The 20,543-nt window shown below is 47.6% G+C and carries 11 protein-coding genes and 2 pseudogenes; 7 read left to right on the top strand and 6 right to left on the bottom strand.

The window, feature by feature from the left end; genetic code table 11:
- Positions 1-195 precede the first annotated feature (195 nt).
- Positions 196-1,545, top strand: coding sequence for an amino-acid N-acetyltransferase (gene argA / locus A8L45_RS12275; RefSeq protein ID WP_068902662.1), 1,350 nt, complete (start codon positions 196-198; stop codon positions 1,543-1,545).
- On the opposite strand, the gene recD is transcribed toward argA, so the two are convergent.
- Both recD and recB read right to left on the bottom strand, forming a co-directional pair.
- A complete protein-coding gene (gene recD / locus A8L45_RS12270) occupies positions 1,514-3,508 on the bottom strand; it encodes an exodeoxyribonuclease V subunit alpha (protein WP_068902660.1) in 1,995 nt (664 codons plus the stop codon). The genes argA and recD overlap by 32 nt on opposite strands.
- Positions 3,501-7,076 carry an exodeoxyribonuclease V subunit beta gene (recB, locus tag A8L45_RS12265; RefSeq protein WP_068902658.1) on the bottom strand — a complete coding sequence of 1,192 codons (3,576 nt, stop codon included), beginning with the start codon at positions 7,074-7,076 and terminating at the stop codon, positions 3,501-3,503. Before recB ends, recD begins: the two co-directional genes overlap by 8 nt.
- A 222-nt stretch (positions 7,077-7,298) precedes the next feature.
- On the opposite strand from recB, the gene A8L45_RS12260 reads away from it, so the two are divergent.
- Together A8L45_RS12260 and A8L45_RS12255 are read left to right on the top strand one after the other, a co-directional pair.
- Positions 7,299-8,906 carry a methyl-accepting chemotaxis protein gene (locus tag A8L45_RS12260; RefSeq protein ID WP_068902656.1) on the top strand — a complete coding sequence of 536 codons (1,608 nt, stop codon included), beginning with the start codon at positions 7,299-7,301 and terminating at the stop codon, positions 8,904-8,906.
- 517 nt (positions 8,907-9,423) lie between these two features.
- Complete coding sequence (locus A8L45_RS12255; protein WP_068902654.1) at positions 9,424-11,031, top strand: methyl-accepting chemotaxis protein; 1,608 nt, start codon at positions 9,424-9,426, stop codon at positions 11,029-11,031.
- Between the two features lie 48 nt (positions 11,032-11,079).
- On the opposite strand, the pseudogene recC reads toward A8L45_RS12255, so the two are convergent.
- Together recC and A8L45_RS12245 are read right to left on the bottom strand one after the other, a co-directional pair.
- Positions 11,080-14,474, bottom strand: a pseudogene (recC, locus tag A8L45_RS25725) (exodeoxyribonuclease V subunit gamma).
- Between the two features lie 167 nt (positions 14,475-14,641).
- Positions 14,642-15,621 (bottom strand): annotated as a pseudogene (locus A8L45_RS12245) (TDT family transporter).
- 94 nt (positions 15,622-15,715) lie between these two features.
- Here A8L45_RS12245 and A8L45_RS12240 point away from each other — a divergent pair.
- Positions 15,716-16,624, top strand: a complete 909-nt coding sequence (locus A8L45_RS12240; RefSeq protein ID WP_068902653.1) for a LysR substrate-binding domain-containing protein — start codon at positions 15,716-15,718, stop codon at positions 16,622-16,624.
- On the opposite strand, the gene A8L45_RS12235 is transcribed toward A8L45_RS12240, so the two are convergent.
- A complete protein-coding gene (locus A8L45_RS12235) occupies positions 16,621-17,307 on the bottom strand; it encodes a DNA-3-methyladenine glycosylase I (protein WP_068902651.1) in 687 nt (228 codons plus the stop codon). The two genes, A8L45_RS12240 and A8L45_RS12235, sit on opposite strands and share 4 nt — an antisense overlap.
- Positions 17,308-17,387: 80 nt before the next feature.
- On the opposite strand from A8L45_RS12235, the gene A8L45_RS12230 reads away from it, so the two are divergent.
- Both A8L45_RS12230 and dapD read left to right on the top strand, forming a co-directional pair.
- Positions 17,388-17,693, top strand: coding sequence for a YebG family protein (locus A8L45_RS12230; protein WP_068902648.1), 306 nt, complete (start codon positions 17,388-17,390; stop codon positions 17,691-17,693).
- 236 nt (positions 17,694-17,929) lie between these two features.
- Entirely contained in the window at positions 17,930-18,961 is a 1,032-nt protein-coding gene (gene dapD / locus A8L45_RS12225; RefSeq protein WP_068902646.1) for a 2,3,4,5-tetrahydropyridine-2,6-dicarboxylate N-succinyltransferase, read from the top strand.
- Positions 18,962-19,015: 54 nt separating this feature from the next.
- Here dapD and A8L45_RS12220 read toward each other — a convergent pair whose 3' ends face one another.
- The gene (locus tag A8L45_RS12220; RefSeq protein WP_068902644.1) at positions 19,016-19,327 is read right to left on the bottom strand and encodes a hypothetical protein; all 312 of its coding nucleotides are present in this window, start codon (positions 19,325-19,327) and stop codon (positions 19,016-19,018) included.
- 159 nt (positions 19,328-19,486) lie between these two features.
- Here A8L45_RS12220 and A8L45_RS12215 point away from each other — a divergent pair, with 159 nt between their 5' ends.
- Positions 19,487-20,239: a metallophosphoesterase gene (locus tag A8L45_RS12215; protein ID WP_068902642.1), complete on the top strand. Its 753-nt coding sequence runs from the start codon at positions 19,487-19,489 to the stop codon at positions 20,237-20,239.
- Positions 20,240-20,543: the final 304 nt, after the last annotated feature.

Below are 20,543 nucleotides of genomic sequence, written 5' to 3'. Positions count from 1 at the left end.
TTTATTGTTTTTTTATGAAAGCAGCTCACTCTCCCAAAGGGCTTCCTCATGGTATCGCATACAAAGACCTTTGCCATTCTCAGACCCAACTCAACGAACGCTTGGACATAAAGCGTAGGTATTCTCAACCTGACACTTGCGAAAAATGGAATAAAAAGTCAGAATACTTACATAAAAAATCAAAAGGAATGGAATTTGAAACTGCGTAGCACGGCACTGGTCAAAGGGTTTCGACAGTCTGCACCATATGTGAATGCCCATCACAACAAGACCATGGTCTTTCTTCTGAGTGGTGAAACGCTGGCCGATGGTAACTTTACCAACATCGTCAATGATATTGCCCTGTTAAACAGCCTCGGGATCAGGCTGGTTCTGGTGTACGGTGCCCGCCCTCAAATTACAGACCTGATGCTACGCCAGCATCAGGAGCCGCAATATCACAAGGGAGTGAGAATCACAGGTTCAGATGCACTGGAGACAATCAAGCAGGCTGCTGGTCAGTTACAGCTCGATATCACAGCCCGTTTATCAATGAGTCTTAACAACACACCAATGGCTGGCGCTCAAATCAACGTTGTTAGTGGCAACTTCATTATTGCCCAGCCGCTTGGTGTTGATGACGGTGTTGACTATTGCCATAGCGGACGGATTCGTCGGATTGATGTTGAGGGAATAAGCTCGCAGCTCGATCAAGGTTCGATCGTCCTACTCGGGCCAGTTGCCAGCTCAGTGACCGGAGAGTGCTTCAATCTGAGTTCAGAGGAAGTCGCTACCCAGCTGGCTATCCGCCTTCACGCTGACAAGCTGATCGGCTTTAGTGCTGAGCAGGGTGTGACAGATCATAATGGGCGCGTTGTTTCCGAGCTGTTCCCTCAGCAAGCTGAAGAGCTACTTGCCACAGAGCATGGGGGCTGTGGAGCGGCAGCTGCTGGTTTCTTACGCTGTGCCGTCGCAGCCTCATATGCAGGTGTGCCCCGCTGCCACCTATTGAGCTACAAAGTGGATGGTTCTTTGATTCAGGAACTGTTTTCTATGGAGGGTATCGGGACACAGATTGTCACCGAAAGCGCAGAGAAAATTCGTCAGGCGGATATTGATGATATTGGCGGTATCCTTGACCTTATCAGGCCCCTTGAACAACAAGGAAGTTTGGTCAGGCGCTCAAGGGAGCAGCTTGAACAGGAAATTGCCCGTTTCAGCGTCGTCGAGCGTGACGGCAGGATCATTGGATGTGCAGCACTCTACCCTTTCCCGGACGAAGCCATTGGTGAAATGGCCTGTGTCGCTGTCCATCCTGAATATCGGGACGGACAGCGTGGGCGTCAGCTGTTATCTCACATCAGCCATTTGGCTCGAAAAACAGGCCTTAAAAAGATCTTTGTACTCACCACTCGTAGTGTTCACTGGTTCCGGGAGCAGGGATTCACTGAATCTGATGTCAATTCCCTGCCCGATTCCAAGCAGATGCTTTACAACTTGCAGCGTCGCTCCAAAGTTCTCACTCTCAATCTGGCTAACCGGCCAGCAACTCAGATAGCCCGCTAAATCGCTGCGTTTTGCTGTTCACTGCCCGCTCAAGACTGAAGCGGGTAGTGAAGATATCCAAACGCTCTTTTGCCCGGGTCACACCGGTGTAAACCAGCTCACGACTCATCACTGGTGAGGGCGTTGGCGGCATGATCAACAAGGTGTGAGCAAATTCAGACCCCTGCGATTTGTGCACTGTCATTGCAAATGCCGTCTGGTGTTCTGGTAAACGACTTGGCAGCAGATAGCGAACCGTGCCATCAGCCATTTCGAATACAACCCTTAACGCATCTTCATGTTCGATAACAATTCCGATATCGCCGTTATAAAGCCCCAAGCCATGGTCATTTTGGGTGATCATGACGGGACGTCCGGGATAAAACAGCTCGTCACCGGGTGAGAGTAGACCTTTTCCGGCTAATGAATCTTCGATGGCCTGATTGAGACCGCTAACACCAAAGGGTCCCTCTTTCAGTGCACATAACACCCTGATATCTGCAAACGCACTGAGCATTGCCTTTGCATCACAGCTATCTGATGTCATCAGTGACAGATAGTTCTGATAACCACTGGTTGCCAGCGAGACAGCCCGAAGATAGGTATCGTTGTTCAATTCATGCAGCTCAATATCCTGATATCCCTTTGCCAGTGCTTTGCGTACCAAGGGAATACTCCCTTTGTTTATCGCGCCAGCAAGCTGACCAACTCCCGAATCTGCATGAAAACGGTAACTTTTGGTCAGTAGACAGACCGCATCGCTCACTGCAGTCGCGGTTTCCGTTTCCTCCAACTGATAACCAGTCATTGTTGATAACAGCCCTGCTCTCACAGGGCTGTACCGTCCATCCGCAGCATGACATATATCACCCAGCACGGCTCCAGCCTCTACTGATGCCAGCTGGTCTCTGTCACCCAGCAATAGCACTCTGGCGTGATCAGGCAAGGCAGCTAACAGGCGGGCCATCAAGGGTAAATCCACCATAGATGCTTCATCCACTACCAATATATCTAGGTGAAGACGATTACCCTTGTGATGCCTGAATTCAACGCGGTTGGGAATTGCCCCCAGCAAACGGTGTATGGTCGACGCCTGTACCGGAATATTATTTTTCACTTCGTTACTGACAGGTAATGCTTCGACAGCACGACCAATAGACTCTGTCAGACGATTGGCCGCTTTACCCGTCGGGGCCACCAGCTTGATTTCGGGGTAACTCGCAGGGTCACTGCTGGCAACCAGAGCAGCAAGCAATTTCGCAACTGTGGTGGTTTTGCCCGTTCCCGGCCCACCTGAAATCACTGAGAAGCGATAACTGAGCGCTGTAGCTGCTGCGACCTTCTGCCAGTTAAGACAGTCTGACTGATTAACCAACGCCAGCACAGTCTCCGCATTCTGATCTGTCTCCACCGCTTCGATAAGTTGGTCGATATTCGTATGCGCATCTGGACTGATATCGAAAAAGTCTCTGATTTTGACTGCTCTCTGATCGGGTGACCAGTTGGTAAACAACTTTTTCAGCAACCGTATGTCCGGAGTAAACAATTCATCCAGTAAGGGTTTACAGGCGTTTGATACCTCTACAGGTTGGCACCGACGGCGTATCTGGTCAGCAACTGTCTGTTCGGCCTGCCAGTAACGGTTAAGGTACAGTCTGGTCCCTTGAAGGACCAGAGGGGTTGGCAAAGATCCATCACTGACCGTATCCGCTTTATGAAGCATGGCAGTGGCTGACTCAGGTTTCATCACACTGGAGAACAACGCAGATTGAGCGGAAGGCAAATCAAATACTGACTGCGTATCAAGGCTGGCAATATCGACACAGACATGGCCTTTGCCGAGCTCGTAACTGACCAATGCCGCCCAGCCAGCAATAAAATCACCGCATGCGCTCTGCTCCTGTACCGAGATAAACTGACAAAACTGATAATCGATGGCCCTCAGAACGTTTTCCTGATAGAGGCTTTTTAACATCTCACGCATACTGCCCCCCATGACTCATTGCCATATCCAGCCCTTCAATCAATGCCTGTTCCGGCAAGCAATGGAAGATACCATGTCTGTTACCTCCGTCACTCTCTGCTTCGATACCTCGAACAAACAAGTAATACACCCCACCAAAATGGGTGTGATAATCATAATCAGGCACACGCTGTTTCAGAAAACGGTGTAGTGCAAGGCTGTAAATCTGGTACTGAAAATCATATCTGTGATCAATCATCGCCGCTTCGATTGCCTGCTGGGTGTAGTCCGCTGCACTGTCGCCAAGATAATTCGATTTCCAGTCGAGAACATAGTATTTGCCTTGCCAGCAAAAAACTAAGTCGATGAAACCTTTCAACATGCCAGATGCTGTTTCAAAGCCAAGGTCTCCCGCCTGCGCAGACAGTGGATCATGTTCCTTGATCAGCTTATTCACCACCGTCGACTGAAACTGTTCCACTGGCATCACGAATTCCATTTCTGTCAATCTGTCATTGTCTGTCACTTGCGTCAGTGCCATTCCCTCCGCTGACAAAGACTGTGAAACCACATCACTCAACAGCTTCTGCAGAACAGGCAACCACTCAATATCGTAATTTTCAACAGCCAACGCCTGACGGATCATCTCTGCCACCTCATTGCTGTACATGTCCTCATCAAAGGCGACATTCTCGAACAAGGTGTGAAGAAACGTTCCCGGACGGGCTCCACGGGGAAAAGTGAAAATAGTACGGATATCCGACAACGGAGGTGCATCGTCTGGCGATGCCTGTTCGTTACTCGCGTCATGGTCAAAAGCCGCAATTTCGGGCAACGCTGAATGACTGCTGCTGCCCTGCTTTACCAAACCTGTGTAACTGGTCAAGCGCCAGTTCCGACGGATTTTACCGTTAAACTGGCTGGCTAGAAGTGTCTCTTCATGTGACACGATAGGTTGATACACCCCTTCATTTAGTGCTGGAGGCGTAGTCATCACCATTGAAGGCTGCTCAGCAATAAGCTTTTCGACGGCACTTCGAAGAGCCGCTCCGTCACCAGCTTCTGCCTGCTGAATCAAATACCCCATCGCCGATTTATGTATGCCACTGTCTCCACTGGACTTTCGGCCATCTTTAAGTGGTGACAAACCAATAAAGCAGCCATACACGGCGCGGGTTAAGGCGACGTAAACGAGCCTCAAATCCTCAGCAAGCCGTTCCCTGTCCGCCAGCTCAATAGCAGCCTCTGGATCATCCAGAGCAAGTATGGCCTGGTTATTTTCATCATGGTACAAGGGCTGGTCGGATTCCCGGTGTTGACAGACAAAGGGCAGAAACACCAGATCATATTCCAGACCTTTGGACTTATGGATGGTAACAATCTGCACCAGATCGCGTTCAGACTCGAGTCGTACCTGCTGCTCCTCACTATTTCCATTAGGTTCGTCGATATGTTCCGACAGCCAACGGATCAGGGCATGATGACTGTCCAGCGTCTGACTGGCCTGCTGAAGCAACTCCCCCAAATGCATCAGGTCAGTCAACTGGCGTTCACCATCGTTTTCAACAAGTAAACGTTCAGCAACTTGCCGCTTTTGCATTACTTTACGTAACATCGGCAGAACACCTCGGGCAAACCAGGTGTCCCGATAACCTGAAAACTCAGCAACAGCCTGTTCCCAGACTCGTTCGTCACGGTTAAGTTCGTCAATTTGTGTCGCCGATAGCGCAAAGAGCCCGCTGGCAAGGCTGGCTCTCAAGTGACGCTCATTATCCGGTGCTAATACAGCCAACAACAACCGCTCAACATCAACGGCTAACTGACTGCTGAAGACGCTGCTACGGTTGGAGAGGTAAACAGACGCAACTCCCTGAAGACTGAGTGCCTGTCGCACCTTGGCGGCCTCGCTGCCAGTGCGCACCAGTACAGCAATGTTACCCGCCTCAATACTCTTTCGTTCATCACCTTTACAAAAATGAGCAGTTCCAGCGTCTGACGATTCGAGTACGCCACGAATAGTGGCGGCCGTTGCATTAGCCATCTGAGATTCATAATCAGCCTTCGTGCGCAGTTCATCATTGGCGTCAAGCCAGAAAGTCACTGCGGGCTGTTTTTTCTCACCAAGTTGCCAAAATCGGGTATCAGCACCCGGGGCGGATGCGACCGGATGGAATGGAATATCGGTGTCGTAAATAAAGGGGGTGCTGGCATGCTGAAAAATCCGGTTAACCGCCTGCACCATATCACTGGTTGAACGCCAGTTGGTACCCAGATTGTAATGATCCTCTACCTGACGGCGGGCATAAATATAGGTAAATATGTCTGCACCACGGAAAGCATAAATGGCCTGTTTAGGGTCGCCAATCATAAATAAACCAGCTTGTGGATCTGGCTGGTAAACCTTCTCAAATATCCGATACTGCTGAGGGTCGGTGTCCTGAAACTCATCGATCATTGCCACGGGATATAATTCACGTATTCGGCTCGCTAATATGCCATCAGGGTCCGCGTCCAGTGCCGCTGCCAACTGGGAGAGTAAATCATCAAATGACAGCCAGCCATGACGCTGCTTTTCAGTGGCCAGCAAACTGCGTACTCGCCGAATTGCCTCAGCCAGCAAAGCGTCTTTGAGTATTGGCGGCTTGGATAGCAAACGTTCCACTTCATCAAACAGGGAATGTGTCGGCACCTCGCCTTTTTTGGTCTTCTCCGCCAATATCGAGGAAGAGAATTTTTCCAGGTTTTTCGGCAGGCGATAGTTTTCGGTCCCACTGATCGCCCAATCAGAAACTTCAGCAATCCACTTCGGAAGATTCCTTTTACTGTAACTGCGCTTATCCACTCCTGATCCCGAGATGAGGGATTCCAGATCGGCAGTCGCCTCTGACCATTTCTGTTTGAGTGTCTTTATTTTCTCTATATTTTGCTCGTGTAAATCAGCCAGAGAACCTGAAATAGACTGCGCCTGAATATTCGCCAAAGGCCCGGAGAGAAAAGGACTGATTGCTTTCAGCAAGACTTCAGGACAGGCCCAGTAACTTTTCACCACCCCAGCCAGGGTTTTATCCAATGGATAAAACTCTTTTCGCCAAAAGTCCGATACTGCGTGTTGTCGGAGCCGGGTTTCGTCAGTGACAAACTCATTACTGAACAGACTGCCCGACTCAAACGCGTTCTGCGTCAGCATCCGCTGACAAAAGCCATGTATGGTATAGACCGCCGCTTCATCCATTTGTCTTTCAGCCTGTAACAGGCGTGAAGCAGCAAGTTTATGGTCACTGATTTGCTTGAGTAGCGGTTGAATGATGGGATCGTCGCTCTCCCCGCGACTAAAAGCCAATCTGGCATTGTGAATACGAGACCGGATCCTGTCTCTCAATTCCTGTGTTGCCGCCTCTGTAAACGTCACTACCAGAATCTTGTCAACAGTCAGCGGCGTTTGGTGAGCAGTGGTTGTGTCACCGTGTCCGAGCAGAAGACGCAGATAAAGGCCTGCAATCGTGAAGGTTTTTCCCGTACCTGCTGAGGCTTCTATCAATCGCTGGCCGTGCAGAGGGAATGTGATGGGTTCGAGTTTCTGGACACTCATAGGATAAATCAGTTGCTTGGCAATGCTAACATACTACCAACACTGATAAAGTTTGTAATGAGTACTTCGCTGTTAAAACAGTATTCATCTTATCAAGATGCACAGCACGACAATAAAAGCATAAAGCAAAGGTAACTTGCTAGAAATATTGTCCATTTATACGGGCAAATAATAAAAATAGTCGCAATGAGTTTTTTGATTTACATCAGATGAGGGTTAGGTATGAAATGGATTGCAAACTTAGCGGTAAAGAGGAAACTATTACTGTTAGTTTTTCTATCGGTGGCGGGCTTGGTGGTGCTCGCTGCTGACTATAGCAATAAAATGCACAGAGATTTGCTCAACGAGCGCAAGCAGAAACTGACGGATATTCTTGATCTGGCGGTGGATACCTTAGATCAGGAGTACAAGGTATCCAGCTCAGCTGAACAACGCTCTGTAGCTCTGGCAAAACTGGAGCAATTGACGTTTGGCGATAACGGTTATTTCTTTGCGATTGGCGACGACAATATCGTGATATTTGGTGCCAAGTCGTGGATAAACAGGGATTTCTCTGCGTTCCGAGATAATAATAACGAACCCGTGCTTTACAACATGCGTGATGCAGTAAGAAATACGGGGCGGGGATTTACGAGTTATGAGTTCCTGAATCCCGCGTCGAATCGGATTGCTGAAAAAATTGCTGCTGTCGAATATTACGAGCCATGGAATGTGTTAATTGGTACGGGTATTTACGTAGACGATATTGACGATAAAGTCATGGAGAATAATCAACAATCCTTCTTTGTTGCTGGGATCGTTACGTTACTTTTAGTGGCTTTTGCTCTGATACTGACTCGATCATTGCTTGAGTCAATTCGTTCCATGCAGCTAGCTCTGGGTGAGGTTGCAAAAGGAAATCTCGCCGTTGAAGCACAAAAAACGGGCAACGATGAACTGGGAATGATGGCGGTAGACCTTAATCAAACGACCCGGAAGTTAAGGGAACTTATCACCTCTATCAATACCACCTTGACCGAACTGGATAACGACAGTGACAGTATGGCGAGTCTTGCCAGTCGATCGAATGAGGGGATTCAGCATCAGAGTATTGAGTTAGATGCAGTTGCCAGTGCGATGGAGGAAATGTCTTGCGCTGTTGGTCTGGTTGAAACCAACACTCAGACGACGTCAGAAAATACCCTTCGTTCAACATCTCTGGTGAGAGAAGCGGAGAAATCCTTACAAGCAACGGTGCTTCAATTCGAAGAGCTTAATCAGGATGTGCATCATGCTGAGGAAAACATCAGGGTTCTGGCGACATCGAGTGACAAAATCAGCGATGTGGTAACCGTTATTAACGATATCTCAGAACAAACTAACCTATTGGCTTTGAATGCTGCGATTGAAGCTGCGCGAGCCGGCGATGCTGGCCGTGGATTTGCTGTCGTTGCTGCGGAGGTGAGAAAGCTTGCTCACTCTACCAAAGAGTCCACTACTCAAATCAATGCCATTATTGACACTCTTCAGGAACGAGCGCAGACAGCAGCAAAAATCATGACCCGCGGGGCAGATAAAACCACCAGCAGTCTCTATCAGGTAAGAGAAACACAAGATTTGCTGGGTTCGGTGACCGCGTTGATTGATGAATTGGAGAAAATGAATGTTGAGGTAGCCACATCAGCCTCTCAACAGGCAACGGCAGCGAAAGATGCAGCAAAAAATGTCGTTATCGTTCACGATGTGTCGAAAGACAATCTTGACGCATGCGAAAAAACGTTAGCGTTAAGCGATAAAATCAAGGTGCTAAGTTCAAGGAGCCGGGAAGAGCTTGGCCGTTTTACCGTATAAATCCGGTTAAACCTCGCGGGCTGGTCCAGTTGATATTGCAGCAGCCCGCTTATCCAAAACAGATTGTGATTCAATTTATCTACGCTCTCTGCACATCCCCCGGCTTCAAGATCTCAAGATCTCAAGGTTTCAATCCAACCCCATTCGCACAGTTACCTAACCAACACTTCATTTTTGTTATCGGTGCATTGTTAGCTTTCTCAGACACTTTAGAAATCGAAGAAATGAATCAAACTTAATCCAATGAGTAAACACTCAAAAGAGTCCAAACAATGAGACATTTTTGAGGTTAGTCGCAATAACTTTCTTTTTGACCATTAAAAACACTATCCAAAACAGAGATCAACCTGTTTTGACAACAGTAATGGAATTGGCGTCACAAACATAGAGTCGTACCGCCGTAGAGGAACAAAGATAATAAAAGATGTATTTGTAAGGCTGGTTTCAAGGCAAAAAGCTGATTAAACACCTTGCGTATTTTATCTGAGATATACAAAGAAAGTGTGAGAAGTTAGACATGCAATACATCAACAATCTTGCAGTAAAGAAAAAATTACTATTGCTGGTTCTACTTTCAGTGTTGAGTATGGTGACACTGACGAGCTATAACAGCATGACCATGTATCACGACCTCGTTGCCGAGCGTAAAGCACAGCTAAAAGATAAGCTAGATGTTGCGGTAGGTATGCTGGAACAGGAATACAGAGAATCATCGTCAGAGGAGCAGAGAGAAAAAGCACTGGCGAAACTGCACAAAATCCGCTTTTCCGACAACGGTTACTTCTTTGCGGTAGACGACAAGAACATTATGCTGGCAGGCTCCCAAAAGTGGCTTAACCGTGATTTTTCAACGTTTAGAGATGCAGCCAACAAGCCAGTTCTTGCCGATTTTCGAGAGGCAGTTCGTGCAACGGGAGAAGGGTTTTCTAGTTACACCTTCTTCAATCCAGCCACCCAGACCGATAGCGAAAAAATCAGCGCCCTAAAATACTTCAGTCCATGGAGCATTATGCTCGGCACTGGTATCTATGTTGACGACATCGTCTCGACGGTATGGGCTAATACGGCAGAGTTGGCACTTTTCACCTTTTTAGTTACCGCACTCTTGGTTGCAATTGCTCTTTGGCTGACTCAACGGTTACTCAACTCTATCGGTGCTATTCAAGTGGCTATAGCTGGCGTTGCGCGGGGCGATCTTACTGTACAGGCGCAAGTGATGAGTAAAGATGAATTGGGGATGATGGCGAACGATTTAAACGATGCGACCGCAGAGCTTAAAAACCTCGTTCTTTCTATCAACCGCACCCTCACTCAGCTTGATTCTGAAAGCGACAGCATGACTGAACTGGCAAACTACTCGACAAACGGCATTCAGAGTCAGAGTCAGGAGTTGGACTCAGTTGCCAGTGCAATGGAAGAGATGTCCTCTGCGATCACCGTGGTAGAGGCCAGTACCCAAACGACCTCTGAAAACACTCAGCGCTCAACGACATTAGTTCGAGATGCTGAACGCTCGCTGATGAAATCCGTTACCAAGTTTGAAGAAATAAACACAGATGTGAATGATGCTGAGGAAAATATCAGACAACTCGCTGCTTCGAGCGATCAGATCAGTGATGTAGTAACAGTCATCAACGATATTTCAGAGCAAACTAACTTGCTGGCACTGAACGCCGCCATCGAAGCTGCACGCGCAGGCGATGCCGGACGTGGCTTCGCGGTAGTCGCTGCAGAGGTGAGAAAGCTGGCGCATTCAACCAAAGAATCGACCACACAAATCAATGCAATCATAGAAACGCTTCAGGAACGTGCACAGTCAGCGGCTCGTATCATGATGCGCGGTACTGAAAAGACGGCACAGAGTCTTGATCAGGTGCGCGATACCCAAAATCAACTGGCCTCGCTCGCCAGTTTGATCGCGGAGCTTGAGCAAATGAACAGCGAAGTTGCTGCGTCGACGTCTCAGCAGGTGATTGCTGCGCAGGATGTCGCCAGAAATGTGGTAAATGTCAACGACGTATCACACGATAATCTCGGTGCCTGTGAGAACACGTTGGCATTGAGTGACAGAATCAAATCACTGAGTGCCAAGAGTAAAACTAAGCTGGAACGATTTACGGTTTAGTGTTTTCAGGTCAGCGGAGTAATCCTTGTATTACTCCGCTGACTCGTTTTACTGATCGGCCTCTGCGGCTGTACTGGCAAGAAGAGCGGGTAACAAAATAGTTTTTCCGTAGGAAAATAAATCACTGAGCGCGTCGACAGTCAGCTCAGGCCACACCCTTGCAACATATTCATTTTGTCCTTCACCGATAGTCAGATAGCCTCCCACATAAGCCTGCTGCATTTTGATAAACGCCTTTTCTCTGCCTCCCTCTTCATCATGGAAATTCCCTTTTTTATCCATGCAGCTACTCAGCCCGGCAAAGATAGTAGACGGCAAGTACAGCAATGGCTTCTGCTGACCGTCATAATAAGCCTCCAGATAAATCTGAAGTGATTGATAAGCTTCCTGCTGTTCAACGGGTGCGTACACCAACTCCTCACCGATACCAAAGAAACGGGTATGAATACTCAACCCTCCAGCACAAAGACACAAGTGCTCGATCCAGCTGGCGAGACGGTCCTGACCACGAATTTTTCCACTGCGGTGGAGAATTCTGCCATCCCGGTAACACTGCCCCAACCAACCCTGAAGGTGCAGAGTTCCCCTCGACGTTGGAATACTCAGATTCACTTCCAGCGCCGGGCGCGGGTCAGTGAGAAAGGGAACAATGGCATGATACTGACTGGTAACGGCTTCCTGCTCTTCGTCCAACGTCAACTCACCAAAAAAACTCAGCGGTAAATCACCAGCAGCACGCTGGCGGGCATAGAAAGCTTCAAGCGAAGCCTCACTGTCACCGTTTTCCATTAGATGATGCATCAGGCTATCGCGCATTTGATAGCGGGACAGGTTGTCGAATGAAAAAGGCTCCTGCTCTTCCATTGCGCCGCTTGGCGCTTCATAGAACACTTTCAATCTACGGTTGAAAAAGTATTGAACAGGCATTCGCCAGAAACGCTGAAGTTCAGCTAATTCGACCACATCGGACTGTTCTTCCGCCTCTGACAACCCGGTTTCAGTAATGAATTCAGCACACTTCTCGCCCTCACCCAACGCCGCAGGCAGCCATTCACTGGCATAGCTGGCCCGGCTATCACGGAAACTGTCACGGCTGAAAGGCACAAGAGGGTTTTCATGACATAGGTGCTTGAGGAGTTGCTTCGATGATTCGAGATCACTTAACGACTGGTCACCCGCCATGCAATAGCCTTGAGTGCAGTAGTCAAGCAGCTCACTGATCAGCACAGAGGGAACTTGCTCAGTATTATCCTGCACAGAACGGCCCACATAGCTGATGTAAAGCTGCTGCTGTGCCGACTGAAGGGCTTCGAGGAACAGATATCTGTCATCATCACGACGTGAACGGTCACCCGGCTTTGCCCTGCCAGCCATCAAATCAAAACCAACAGGCGCGATTGTTCTTGGGTAATCACCATCATTCATGCCGAGCAGACAAACCACATTAAACGGAATAGAACGCATTGGCATCAGGGTACAGAAATTAACCTGTCCCGCCAGAAACCGTTGACTGACCCTTTCATTACTCAACTTGCCTTTAAAGTAGTCTTTGATGATAGGCAGCGACAATTCGCCAGTAAATTCAGCTTCAGACAACTGTTCTGATAACTGTTCAAGCTGACCGCGTATGTGACGCTCCGCCAGCTCTTCATCACCTTCCAGCAAAAAGAGCTCATCCAGCATAGATGACAGAGTTACCACCCAATCCGCACAAGATTTAGGTGATTTCAATGCTGACTGCAGGGACAGTAAGCTGCTGACAAACAGACTCAGCTTACCCGCCAAATCAGCTTCCAGCCCCTGAACCTCGTCATACGCCAGCATATGATTAAACAGTCCCGCTTCTCCTGGCATCGCATAGCCCAGTAACATGCGATTCAAACCGAAAAGCCACGTATTTTGGTGTTGCTGCGGCAGGGAAAAGTGAGCAGACGTAGAGTCATCTAACCCCAACGGATACCCGACTCTTCCACCCAGAATTTCACTTTTTCGAACTGACGGTTATCGAGGCCGAATCGCCTCATCACAGCTGGCACTTCAAGTAGCTCCAGTAACTCTCCCGCCCCACAACGACTGTCAGGTAAACCCAATAGTTGCAGGAAGGTGGTCAGTACAGGGCTTTCCTGATCAACACTTCGGTCAGAGATAGAAAAGGGAATATAACGTTCACCCGGTGCGTTACCAAACACCGCCTGAATCGCCGGACTGTAGGCATTGATATCTGCCACCATGACAATCACATCTCTGGGAGTCAGCTGGCTATCTTTCTCAAACATCGACAGCAACCTATCGTGTAACACCTCAACTTCCCGCATCGGGCTGTGGCAGATCTCAATCATCACAGATTGGTCTTCATCGGTGATCTCTTTTTTACTGCCAGAGCTGTCTGTTTCCAGAATGTCGCCCGGCTCTTCAAGATCGAGAATATCCGCCTGAATCTGGTGAAGGAGGGAGTCACGGGTGATATCAACAAAGCCTTGATCAACTTCGTGACAGGCCAAATCAGAGAACAGCAACAAATTATCGCGGCCCAGCTTACCCATAGAAGCCAGCAGACTGTTACCCACTTGCTCATTGGTGTCTTCCAAGAATAACCCTAACTGCTCAGGTTGAGCATCATCGGTAACACGGCTGACTTTACCTTCCTGAGATGCAGAAAGACGCGCCAGATATCGCTTATCACGAATATCTCCCCAGTAATATCGACATGGGTTGGTAAACATATAATGCACATCAATATGCTCACCGAGTGCTTTCAGGGCATGAAGATAACGCGGTGGCAAGGCCGATATACCAAACACAAATACCCGCTCAATATGCGCCAACCCTTTTGGCTTAGTCGCTTGAGAGGCCAGAGTTTCAATAAATTCTTCGTAAAGGTTGGCCCGGTGAAAAGGCGATTGCCCAAGCTCAAGGGTGTAGTCGTAGAGTGCGCGCCAAAGTTTGGGCTGCCAGGTTTTTTCGTCAAGCAGCTCATTCACTGGCTGCTCTTCCTCCCAGCACTTCACCCATTCCGGACGATACACAAGATATTGGTCAAAGATATCAGCAATTTTCTCTGCCAACTGGTAACAGCGTTGTTGATCATCATCTCCCTCAAGGTACCGTGAAAGTTCAATAAAGTCGGGATCGCCGAGCTTCTCGGGCAATACCTTCATCAACTTCCATGTCATTGCCTCTTTGTTGAAATAACTGCGCTTTGGCACATCGTTCAGCACTTTAACAAACATCTGCCAGATAAAGGTGGCAGGCAGAGGAAACTCGACATTGGCCACTATGCCCTGCTCTTTCGCCATCGAGAGTTTTAGCCACTGCGCCATCCCCGGGCTTTGCACCAGGATCAGTTCTTTTTGTAACGGATTCGATAAAGGTTTTTGTTGGATAAGCGCAACAAGAAGGCTCTTCAGCAGATCAAGCTGGTTGGAGTGATAAATGGTAAACACTGGAAAACGCACCGGAAAATGATGATGGAACGATTGTCTACCATTCCGGGTATCGGTGCAATTTTAGTGAAGGAATATGTGGGTGTTTCAAGTGAGGTTCGTTGGTGTAGGTTCCATTTGCGACGTTGGCGTAAGGCCCTCCTCCGAGAGCCTTAACATCATCATTATTAGCCGTGAGTTGCTTTCATCCTGTCCTGCGCGAACTGACCAGTAATAAAACAGCTATAACGAACGGCCACGTACACCACCACGATTGTCGCAACCACCAACTCAAAATCCGCCAGTCTACGTAATTGATCGATATACAACTGATCCAAACCACGCTCTGCCGCCCATCCTGATACCTTGTACAAGGCTGTAGAACCAATCACCATTGGAAAGGTAAAAGCCGCATAACCGGGTGAAAATGGAAGGCGCAACAGACGAATAAATGACATGTAGACAAGGGATGTCATTAACACTGCGATACCCAATAAAACAGAGACCAAAACGGGTGAAGGCTGATCTGTCACCGTCAAATACCCCGCCAGTGACAAGCTGGCTGGAGCCGCAAGGATAGCGATGGTAGGTTTTGCAGCATCGGGTATACCTGTGCAGAAAATCAAGCGATACATCATCAGTGGAAGCAGCACAGTGTAAGAGAGCAAACCGAATGTAAGCACAGCATCAGCAACAGGCTCTAACGCTGGATTACCTGAAAACGCTACGTCTGCCACAATGAGACCGACAGGAGGTACAAACCAGCTTGGTACCATGTCACTAAGCACAAAGTTTTTGCCCGATGCGAAACAAATAGGCAAAGAAATACGATATGCATAGCGATAGCCAGCAGCCACAATGTATCGCCGATCAGAGGGCTATATTGACCAATCCCGTGTGAGACAACCATCAAACCCATAGCAAAAGTTGGTACCACACTGCCCACAACAGGATGCGATAAATCCTGCACCAGTGATTTGGGTGCACTGATAAATTTCAACGCAAGTAGAACCAGTAAAATCCCCCCGACGGCCGCTCCGGCAAGCTTTGCGGCTCCTCCAAGGTCAACCATGTTTTCCCAGCTCCAGCCCAGACTTGCAATGGCTAATGCTAAACCAGCTAAGGGGGTGGGTAACAACGACAGTTTATTTTTCATTATTTGAGACACTGCAAACAAAAATTCTGAAAACAATATTAGCTATATTGTGTCATTTAATATATCTGAATATTCTTAATGTAAGGTTCAATTTTTCTTAACCAGCATGATGATCTCACTGCGACAGCTCAAAGTCTTTGTCACCGTGGCACAGGAGAAAACGATAACGGCTGCCGCTGAGCAACTATATCTGTCTAAACCAGCAGTCAGTATGGCTTTGTCAGATATGGAAAAGCTGCTTGATAAAAAGCTGTTTGAGCGGTTGAATAATCGATTAATCATTAATGAAAATGGTAAGCGGCTATTGCCGTTAGCAGATGAGATGCTGGCACGTAGCCAGCAGATCCAGCATGTTTTCGAGCAATCAGATCAACTCAGTGGCTCGTTGCGGGTGGGAGCCAGCGACACTATTGGCAACCAGTTGGTTCCTTTCTTGTTGAGTGATTTTCGTTGTCAGTCAGGCCACTATGACCAGCGCCTTTTTGTCAGCAACAGCCAAACTATCGCTGAAAAATTACTGGCCTTTGAGCTGGATATTGGACTGGTTGAGGGACGCTTTGACGCTCATCAGTCCAATGACTACTCCCAGCTTACCGTGATCCCGTGGTTATCTGATGAGATGTGTATTGCCTGTTCCCCCAATCACCCCTTGGTAAAACAGCAGAGCCTGTCTCTATTCGATCTTGAGCAATTGGAATGGATTGTCAGGGAGCCGGGATCTGGTACCCGGGAGCATTTCATGTCACGAATTGCTCCACGACTCAGTAACTGGACAATATCCTTCGAACTCAGTAATACAGAGGCCATTATCAATTGTGCAGCTGCTGGGCTGGGCTTCGCTTATCTTTCACGCTTATCTGCTCGTCATGCTGCTATGGCCGGCCGAATTGCGCTTCTGCCACTTCCGTTGGATCTTCAACGCCAGTATTGGCTGGCGATGCATCAGGAAAAACATCAGACTCCCTTACTCTCTTTATTTGTTGAATTCTGTCGTCGCTGGCATGTAGAGGATTAAACGCGGTTGTCCCCCATACTCAATGCAATGATTTGGCTGATTTGACAAAGAGGACGCCCACTTTGCTGATGCCAGGTGTTAAATACACTTTGTGCCGCTTTGAGGCTTTTCTGCGTATCGGCACTGCCATCAATGATCTTGTAGGCTCTGAGGTAGCTATCAATATCGTTGGTGATAACAAATGTGTCTTTACCCAATAAACGCAACGTATACGGAGCTGTCCGTCCGCCCAGCCTTTTTCCTCTTGCTTTAAGAAAACGCCATAGCCCCACAATATCATCGACTGGCCATTCAGCTATCAGGTTGGAAAAACTACCATGCTCTCTGGCGATCCGCTGAATCATAAGCGCATTCTCCGGAATGGTCATCACCCGGCCAAGGTGACGGATAATCGCTGGGTTTTTGGCTTTTTTCTCCCACATCTCTGGCGGTATCAGCCCCATTTTTTCAATATCAAACTCCCAGAAAACCTCCTCAAAAGCCGGCCATTTGTTCCTGACTATTTGCCAGTTCATCCCAGACTGAAAGACCTTCAGTGTTAATGCAGATAACCACCTGTGATCAGGTATGCTTTTTAATTCTTCTACCGATTTAGGCTGTACTAATCTTTGTTCAAGGGCGCGTACACTCCCCTTTCTTTCTGCTGCACGATGAAAAATTTTATCGAAATCTTCAAATATCATCACACTAATCCCTGTTGAGGTAGACGAAAAAACAAACCTACTGTATAAAAAGACAGTAAATTAATCTAGAGAGGGTGACCATGGCCGTTATCGTCAAATATGTGGTTGAACGCAATGGAGAAGAGAAAATGACTTTCACCTCTAAAGCGGAAGCTGACGCCTATGACAAAATGCTCGACATGGCTGATGAGCTGTTTACATTACTCGGAAACAGTGAAGCTGTCAGTGATGAAAGTCAGCGAGAAGAACTTTCTTTGTTCCTCGCACAACATCGTGAAGAAGTTTTGTATGCCTTAGGTGCCAAGCGTAAGCCAACCCCAAAGGCAGCCAAAAAAGCTGAATCAAAGGCGGAACCAAGCAAAGACAGCGATGAAGAAGCTGCCTAGCCGAACCATTTTTTAGCTGTAAAAGGCGCTTCTCATGAGGCGCTTTTTTGTTTTTATCTTTCTGAAATCATCAATTTTGTTCGATGGTTTCTATTTCGCAATCAGAAACACTTTTTATCTTTTCCGGACTCTTCAATCTCAGTCATGTTCACTTTATGATGTCTCTCAAACGATATTTTTCGACTCTGCAACAGTGATACACTGAAGAGTCATCAAAACAAGGAGAACACCATACCATGGCCAGTTTTGCAGTAGCACTTGGCACAGCCACAAAGAACAAAGACGGCAAGATCATCGAAGCCTTCTTCCCGACACCATTGCTGAACCCAACGGATGAACTGGTTGCAGCACTGAGTGCACATCTTGATTATCAAGGTGGTAATGAGGTGATCGAAGTCACTGCAAACCAATGCGATGCTCTCGCTTCTGCATTTCAGGCAGCCAATGAAGAGGCAGCTGCAACGTTCGCATCAAAAGCAACCTCGTCAAGCCAGCCATTGGTGCTTGTTATTCTTGCAACGGACGAAAAACCAGCGTCTGTTGCAGAAGGTTTCCTTAAGCTGCAACTGATTTCAAACCGTCTTGTAAAACCACATGGTACCGTGCTGGATGGTATTTTTGGCCTTCTTCACAACATCGCATGGACCAACCAAGGCCCTATCGACTTACCTGAATTGGCTGAGCGCCAGATGGAAGCTCGTCTGAATGGTGAAGTACTTTCCGTTGATTGTGTCGACAAGTTTCCGAAAATGGTTGATTACGTTGTCCCTGCTGGTGTGCGTATTGCTGATACATCACGTGTCCGCCTTGGTGCACACGTTGGCGAAGGTACAACCGTCATGCATGAAGGCTTCATAAACTTCAATGCTGGCACAACAGGTGTAAGCATGGTCGAAGGCCGTATCTCAGCAGGTGTTGTTGTTGGAAATGGCTCAGATGTTGGCGGCGGTGCTTCTATTATGGGTACATTGAGCGGCGGCGGCCAACTGGTTATCTCAATCGGCGAAAACTGTCTGCTCGGCGCTAACGCGGGCTTAGGCTTCCCTATGGGTGATCGCTGTACTATCGAATCTGGCCTGTATGTCACTGCTGGCACCAAGGTAACTATGCTTGATGCAGATGGTAACGAAGTAGAAACCATTAAGGCACGTGATTTGGCAGGTAAAGCCGATTTGCTGTTCCGCCGTAATTCAGTCACAGGTAAGATTGAGTGCCTGACTAACAAAACAGCTGTCGAACTAAACAGCGAGCTTCACAGCAATAACTAATGCTACGGCTGTTTAAAAAAATAGAGAGGGGCTACATGAGTAGCCCCTTTTTTATTATTCTTTTTCTGTTTTATCAATGATGTAAGTAAGAGGGTTAGCAAAAGAGAACTTACTACCTCGAGTGACTAAGGTCTTTTTGCTCATCGCTACCAACACCTCTTTTTGTACTTTCCACAAGGCAATGAACCTAACCACGACAAAAGCAGCGATGAGAGGAAGGACAGTTGCACCAATTTCAGAGGAGTCAGAGACAAAACTGAGTCCAACCCAACCCGCAATCAAAACGATTAACAGGTAGAAAGCTCCTGTCTTAATTTCAATCTCAACCGTATTTTCCTGTTCTTTACGCTCATAAAAGTACTTCACTTCATCTCTCACTAGTCAGTTATCACCCGCTAATCATACGTACCTGCTATCGACACTCAATAAATATGCGAGCCCCAGATCGAAAAATTTGATGCCCAAACCAGATTTACGTAATGTTACTATTAAAGTGCAAGGACAGCGTATTTATAGGGAAAAGCGGTGCAGTTCAGTCATCTTTTTATTGATGCCAGAGATAAAGAGAGAGTCTTTGTCGTAGGTGACATCCACGGTAAGCTGTCGCTTCTAAAAAATACTCTTCAACAGGTTTTATTTAATCATGAGCGGGACCTCCTAATTGCTGTTGGCGATCTTGTCGATCGTGGTCCAGAGTCTGCCGACACTCTCCGCTATTTCTCGCAACACCCCTCGCTTTTCTCTGTTATCGGAAATCACGAACTCATGCTTAGCAAAGCCTTCAATGTCTGGGAAAAAGAGAGACTGAGTGACGAGGAGCGTAGATATAAAACGCACTGGCTGAATAATGGTGGTGCTTGGGCTGAAAACTATTCCTACGAACAGCTTAAAGAAATGGCGGATATTGTTCTGGATATGCCCAGCGTGATAACTTGCCGATTAAAAAATGGAAAAAATATTGGTATCAGTCACGCTCAACCCCACAGCCTAAACTGGAGAGAAATGGAGAGCTGGCAGGGGGATTTAATGAGTAACCCTAGATGGATTTGGGGTAGAACACGTTTTAAGGGCGAACCTGACTCACCCGTTGACCACATAGACATGACGTTTCACGGCCACACCCGAAGCAAAGACGTGCAGCAGGTATCAAATAGCTATTTCATCGACACAGCCTCTGTTGATAATTATCAGGGCGCATTTGTTCTACTGGAAGCAAACACAATGCAGATCCATAGAGGCCCAACTCTCAGAAACTTAGCCTCTTCTATCACTCAGTAGAGGATGGAAAGCAGTCGGTATTCCATATCCCCTCTCATGCCCTAATCAAGCCTCAAGAACGCTAATATCGCTGAAGAATGCATACGCCAAACTGACTCTCCTCCGTTCAGGTAACTTTTCTCAAGACGACACCATATAAGTAGGTAAGCCGAATGGAGTTATCTTTGTAAAAGGCGGAACAATAAGAACACTCAGTTTGAATGACGTTCTAGACAAGGACTCGATCACAAGGCTCGGAAGAGTCCTTTACACATTACACAAACGAAAAAAAGCCCCGCTATTTCTAGCGAGGCTTATTTATAAG

The organism is Veronia pacifica (assembly GCF_001707825.1).
Classification (GTDB): Bacteria; Pseudomonadota; Gammaproteobacteria; order Enterobacterales; family Vibrionaceae; genus Veronia; species Veronia pacifica.
Note: the sequence above shows the minus strand (reverse complement) of the source record. Positions and strands in the feature narration are given on the sequence as shown.

Bases quoted from the DNA above. Each gene is read 5' to 3' on its own strand.
- recD (WP_068902660.1), bottom strand. From the start codon at position 3,508: ATGCGTGAGATGTTAAAAAGCCTCTATCAGGAAAACGTTCTGAGGGCC.
- recB (WP_068902658.1), bottom strand. From the start codon at position 7,076: ATGAGTGTCCAGAAACTCGAACCCATCACATTCCCTCTGCACGGCCAG.
- A8L45_RS12260 (WP_068902656.1), top strand. From the start codon at position 7,299: ATGAAATGGATTGCAAACTTAGCGGTAAAGAGGAAACTATTACTGTTA.
- A8L45_RS12255 (WP_068902654.1), top strand. From the start codon at position 9,424: ATGCAATACATCAACAATCTTGCAGTAAAGAAAAAATTACTATTGCTG.
- A8L45_RS12240 (WP_068902653.1), top strand. From the start codon at position 15,716: ATGATGATCTCACTGCGACAGCTCAAAGTCTTTGTCACCGTGGCACAG.
- A8L45_RS12235 (WP_068902651.1), bottom strand. From the start codon at position 17,307: ATGATATTTGAAGATTTCGATAAAATTTTTCATCGTGCAGCAGAAAGA.
- A8L45_RS12230 (WP_068902648.1), top strand. From the start codon at position 17,388: ATGGCCGTTATCGTCAAATATGTGGTTGAACGCAATGGAGAAGAGAAA.
- dapD (WP_068902646.1), top strand. From the start codon at position 17,930: ATGGCCAGTTTTGCAGTAGCACTTGGCACAGCCACAAAGAACAAAGAC.